The organism is Nocardiopsis sp. NPDC055824, from assembly GCF_053616335.1.
On the sequence record NZ_JBSHDN010000362.1, the window covers coordinates 1 to 3,202 of the forward strand.

The window sequence follows — 3,202 nt, forward strand, 5'->3', positions numbered from 1 at the left end:
GCCTCAGAAGGCGGGCGCGGTGGAGATCCGCAGGTCCCCGTCGTCGCCCGCGTCCACGATCACCCGGTCGCCCGGGACGACCTGCCCGTCCAGCACCATGCGCGAGAGGCGGTTGCCGACGGTGCGCTGGATCGTGCGCGCCAGCGGCCGGGCGCCGTACGCGGGCTGGTACCCGTGCTCGGCCAGCCACGCGACCGCCTCGTCGGTGAACCGCACCGTGATGTCCTTGGCCCTGAGCCGCTGTTCGAGGCTCTCCAGCATGAGCCGGGTGATCTGGGCCAGCTCCTCGTTCCCGAGCTGCTTGAAGACGATGACCTCGTCGATCCGGTTGACGAACTCGGGCCGGAACTCCTCGCGCAGCCGCCGCATCACCCGCTGCTCGGTGTCGGGGTCCATCTGGCCGTCGGCGGTGAAACCCATCGGGCCGCCGCCGGTGATCGCCTCCGACCCCAGGTTGCTGGTCATGACGACCACCGTGTTGCGGAAGTCCACCGTCCGTCCCTGGCCGTCGGTCAGCCGTCCGTCGTCCAACAGCTGCAGCAGCAGGTTGAACACGTCCGGGTGCGCCTTCTCGATCTCGTCCAGCAGGAGCACGGAGTAGGGGTTGCGGCGCACCGCCTCGGTGAGCTGGCCCGCCTCCTCGTAGCCGACGAACCCGGGAGGCGCGCCGGTCAGGCGGCTGGTGGTGTGCCGCTCCTGGAACTCGCTCATGTCGATGCGCACCATGGCGTCCTCGGACCCGAACAGGGCCTCGGCCAGCGCCCGGGCCAGCTCCGTCTTGCCCACGCCGGTCGGCCCCAGGAACAGGAAGCTGCCCACCGGCCGGTCGGGGTCGCCCAGCCCGGCCCTGGAGCGGCGGATCGCCTCGGAGACCGCCGTGACCGCCTCGTTCTGGCCGATCACCCGCGTGTGCAGCACCTCCTCCAGGTTGACCAGCCGGTCCCGCTCCTCCTGGGTGAGCTGGGAGACCGGGATGCCGGTGCTGCGGGAGACCACGTCGGCGATGTCGTCGCCGGTCACCTCCGGCACCGCGGAGCCGGTGCCGCGGGCCTGGTGGATCGAGCTCCGGGCGGCGGAGATCTCGTCGCGCACCGCCGACGCCCGCTCGTAGTCCTCCTCCTGGACCGCCCTGTCCTTCTGCTCCTCCAGCTCCTTGAGCCTCTTCTCCAGGTCCCGCAGGGAGGAGCTGGAGGTCTTCAGCCGCAGCCGCACCCGGGCGCCCGCCTGGTCGACCAGGTCGATGGCCTTGTCGGGCAGGAACCGGTCGGTGACGTAGCGGTCCGACAGCTCGGCCGCCGCGACCAGGCTCTCGTCGCTGAACCGCACCTGGTGGTGGGCCTCGTAGCGGTCGCGCAGGCCGCGCAGGATCTCGACGGTGTCCTCCACCGACGGCTCGGGCACCTGGATCGGCTGGAAGCGGCGTTCGAGCGCGGCGTCCTTCTCGATGTTCTTGCGGTACTCGTCCACCGTGGTCGCGCCGATGACGTGCAGCTCGCCGCGGGCGAGCGCGGGCTTGAGCATGTTCCCGGCGTTCATCGACCCCTCGGCCGCCCCGGCGCCCACGATCGTGTGGATCTCGTCGATGAAGATGAGCAGGCCCTCGGACTGCGCGCGGATCTCGTCCACGATCGCGGTCAGGCGCTCCTCGAAGTCGCCCCGGTAGCGCGTGCCCGCCACGATCCCGGCCAGGTCGAGCTGGACCAGGCGGCGTCCGCGCAGGGTCTCGGGGACGTCGTCGTCGAAGATGCGCTGGGCGATGCCCTCGGCGATCGCGGTCTTGCCCACGCCGGGGTCGCCGATGAGCACCGGGTTGTTCTTGCGGCGCCGGGCGAGCACCTCGATGCACTGCTCGACCTCGTCGTCGCGGCCCACGACCGGGTCCAGGCGCCCCTCGCGGGCCAGCGCCGTCATGTCGGTGCCGTACTCGTCCAGGGTGGGCGTGGCCGAGGGCTCCTCCTCGCCCCGGTCGGCGGCGGGCACGGGGCCCGCGGCCTTCTGCAGTGCGGGCGGCGTGATCCCGGAGTCGCGCATGAGCTGGCTCACCGGGCTGTCGGGGTTGACCGCCAGGGCGAACAGCAGGTGCTCGGGCGTGATGCTGGAACTGCCGGTGGCCCGTGCGATCTGGAGCGCGTCCAACAGGGCCCTCTTGGCGGACGGGGTGAGCCTGGCCGACCCGCGCACCGTCCGGGGCGCCTGCGCCACCGCCTGGTCGATCACCGCGGTGAGCTGGTCGGTGTTGGCGTCGGTGCGGCCCATCAGCTCGCGCGTGGGCTGGTGGCGCAGCAGGGACCACAGCAGGTGGACCGTGTCCACGTCGGCGCCGCCGGCCTCCAGGGCGCGGCGCACCGCGGCGTCGGCCACCTCCTGGGCCTCGGCGCTCATCAGCTTGGACAGGTCCACGCGGCGGACCGGGCCCCGGGCCCCGAGGAACCGGGCCAGGAACTCGTCGAAGGACCCGGGGTCGCTGCCGCGGTCGTCGGGAAAGTCGTGTGTCATCTCGTCTCGTCCCCCGTGCGTGTGGTGGCGTGCCATCGCCAAGTAGTTGCTCGGTAACTCTACGTGAATGACCTTGAAACGGGCGTCGGTGCCCTCCGGTGTGGCCGGGCCGTCGGGGCCCGCGGCCACCGGCCCTCCGGCCGTGCCCGGCGCCCTTCCGGCGTGTGCGCGACGATCGCCCCCCTCCTCGGATCCGGTGCCGCCACGGCAGTGCCGACACGGCCGTCGGCGGGACCACCGGTACCGCCGCGGCGATCGCGGGAGCGCCCCCGGGTCGGGCTCCGGTGGGTGCGGTCCGGCGCACCGCCGGTCCCACGCTACCCAGCAGGGCCGGACCCGATGCCTGTCCCCTTCCGGCGGTCGACCCCCGCCCGCCTCCAGGTCTTCCCGGCGGCGGGCGCGAACACGCCGGTGGGCGCGAGGGCGGGGTGTCGGCGGCTGTCGAGCGGCACGCCTCCGAGCCTCGTCGCGGCGCACCTGCGCAACTCCAGGGGCGTGACTTGTTACTCTGAGTGACCATTGTTGTTTCAGCAGGAGGAGTCCCATGAGTCGTGTCCTGGCAACCCTGGCCCTGTCCGCCGCACTGGTGGGGACCGCGATCGCCCCTGCTGCGGCTGCCGCTGAAGACCACGCCGGCATGGGGGTCCTGACCGACGTCATCCCCGCCGTCCTCTTCGGCGGCACGACCTCCCAGGCCTGACGGGGG

General features: G+C 72.6%; 2 protein-coding genes. One reads left to right on the forward strand and one right to left on the reverse strand.

The annotated features are described in order from the left end of the window. Positions 1-3 precede the first annotated feature (3 nt). Positions 4-2,496, reverse strand: a complete 2,493-nt coding sequence (locus ACWGL3_RS31770; RefSeq protein ID WP_452462145.1) for an ATP-dependent Clp protease ATP-binding subunit — start codon at positions 2,494-2,496, stop codon at positions 4-6. Between the two features lie 544 nt (positions 2,497-3,040). On the opposite strand from ACWGL3_RS31770, the gene ACWGL3_RS31775 reads away from it, so the two are divergent. Continuing rightward, positions 3,041-3,196: a hypothetical protein gene (locus ACWGL3_RS31775; protein WP_267945485.1), complete on the forward strand. Its 156-nt coding sequence runs from the start codon at positions 3,041-3,043 to the stop codon at positions 3,194-3,196. Positions 3,197-3,202: the final 6 nt, after the last annotated feature.